This is a genomic window from Verminephrobacter aporrectodeae subsp. tuberculatae At4, assembly GCF_000193225.1.
GTDB lineage: Bacteria > Pseudomonadota > Gammaproteobacteria > Burkholderiales > Burkholderiaceae_C > Acidovorax > Acidovorax aporrectodeae.
Genome location: NZ_AFAL01000482.1, coordinates 1 through 2,431 on the forward strand (window position 1 = coordinate 1; position 2,431 = coordinate 2,431).

General features: G+C 54.7%; 2 pseudogenes. Both read right to left on the bottom strand.

Annotation, left to right across the window (positions count from 1 at the left end):
* Positions 1–726: pseudogene (locus VTU_RS34450) on the bottom strand (hypothetical protein); the annotation flags it as partial.
* 423 nt (positions 727–1,149) lie between these two features.
* Positions 1,150–2,431 (bottom strand): annotated as a pseudogene (locus tag VTU_RS34945) (hypothetical protein); the annotation flags it as partial.

Genomic DNA, 2,431 nt, shown 5'->3' on the forward strand with positions numbered 1-2,431 from the left:
CAGTCTTGTCTCTGCCTTGTTCACCAGCATGCTATAGTAAACCCCAAACTCGCCGTCCTTGGTAGCAAGGTACAGATGTATCCCATAACTGCCATTTGGCAGTGTGTCAAGTATTCGTTGCATGGCCGGGCCCGAGATCGAAAAGCTGGAATCTTCCGGATTAAAAGACCAGAATTTCTCCAGATGGACCAAGATGGTCACCTCTTCTCCGACAGTAATCCACCCTGTGCTTTTTTCCTTCAGGTCCAGTGTGGATACTCCTTGCAACCTGAAGGTCAGTGGGGCGCCGGTCATTACATTGTTTGCTCCCAGGCCGTCAACGACCACGTTGGGAGGCGGAGGTCCCTCGTCGGTAAATTCGCCGTAAGCCTCTGCGGAAGTCGGTCGCTGTGACCGGATCACCACATGGAACTGAGATGTTGTAGGACCGCTCTTGATTTCAAAACTCGCTTCCTGATCCTTGCCGGTATCGCCAGGAGTGGAAAAACGCAGTTGTCCGTCCTTGAGCAAGGCATTCGATACGGCGCCCGATGGCGTGACCTTGTCGGCGCCCGCAGGAAGGCCAAGTTCTTTGAGCGAGAGAGAGACCATTTGCGCCGGCTTGACGTCTTGAAGCTCGGCTTTTCCCGCAAGCGTGGGTGATGGGCCGGACTGCGTCTGCGCGCCGTCTCCGCAGGCGCTCAGCACGGCGCTGACAAAAAACATGATGGCTATCAGAATTCTCATGATGCTAACTCCTTGTTGACAAATGAATGAAGCTCCCTTTGGATGTATCTCGTTATACACAATCCCCCCCGCGCATGCGTTATGCTAGTTATTTCATGGTGAAAGCACACAATGAACCGGGCAGTCACGGAATTCAAGAGAATGGGCCTGGGGGACCTCAGGCTCAAACAGGGCCTACCGCTTTGGGAATGCAGCGCATTCTTGGCTTTGCCGCTGGCATCAGGTTCTGTCGGGAACTTCAGGTTCAGGGGAGTTGTGTATAAGGAAATGCCCTTACCCGAGCCAGCGGTTGGTCGTTACGACCCAAGGCAGGAGCCGTGTGCGGTAATTCCGCACGAACGGATCTGTGGAGGAAGTGTTTCGTCCACAGTCCGTGCGGATCACCTGAAGTGGGTGTTCTTGGGGAGGTGCATCTTCGAGGGTCTATTTATACAACAACGCCCCCGTCAAGCTGATGTGCCAATGGTCCATATGCTGGCCGGGGGTGGCGATGATCTTCACTGGCTTGGTGGTCCATGCACCCACGAGGGGGATGTCCGACTCGTCCGGAAATTTCCCATTGACGAGCGCCTTCTCGATGAACGAGCCTCCGATAAAGATGACGCGGGTGTAGGGTTTCTTCCCCTCGGTTTCAAGGATGGCGCGGTTTTCGTCAATCCATCTCTCCAATTCTCGCTGCTTGGGTCCAGCCACCCACGTTCCAATTTTTGCCGTGAGCCCGGCGTTTTCGACTATCTCGGTCTTGGCGGCGTTGATCAATTGCCGGATGTGCGCTCCCTCATTTTGCCCACCCAGCGCGTCGCTATAACCGCCCGCGCCGTCGGCGTAGCGCATGTCAATCTGTTGACCATCGCTGTGACCTTTATGGACGAGAATCGAATTATGCTCAGCCCCCACCTGGGCGACATGCTGGCTGCTGATGTCGTTGAAGCGGCAGGCATAGCAGCCGAGAAGCCAGCCGATGGTTTGCATGGTGCTCCATGAGTCACCGCCTTTATTTGTATCGCGTATGCCAAAGCGTCGGTCGGAAAGACCTGTAACGTCTCCTGCAAGATAGAGCGGCGTAAATTCTTTCTTTTCGTTAAATTTGACTTGCCCATGTTCCGCGTCTGCGGCGGGATCGGAACTCACTGCGACACCCCCCACGCTGCCCTTGAGACGAACCGTGAGGGTTATATTTCCCATGGCCATTTCGCCAGAAAACGTGGGCAGAGAAAGCCCAGGGAACTTGATCAGACCAGGCTCACGGGTATAATTTTGCGTCAAGAGATTGACGTTGGAAAAAGTCAAGGCACTGACGCCCGGCGAGGTACCAGAAACTACCCCGGGGGTAGCGTCCACTTCGGCGATCCCCAGGTTCACTTCGGTGATAGTCGCGTCGTCTGGAGAATATCTGATCTCAAGCGGAATCGTGTTGGTGTTGTCGCTGCGGCTTTGCGGGATCGACAGGTAGGAGCCGGCCAAGTTGCTAGACTCCCCAACCTTGAGCGGAGAAATTATCGGATTGGAATTCTTGTTTGGCGACAAGAATTTTGCCGAAACGACTTCGAACTTGGTTGATGAACTTTTGGGTCTCATACATTCCAGAGTCAGTTCCACCGTCGTGGTAGTTGGCAGGAGGTCGTCGCCGATATTGGTGGCGCTCACGCTGCCACTGATTCTCAGCGCAGTGTTCTTGGTCTGCTCGGACACGTTTACACACGCG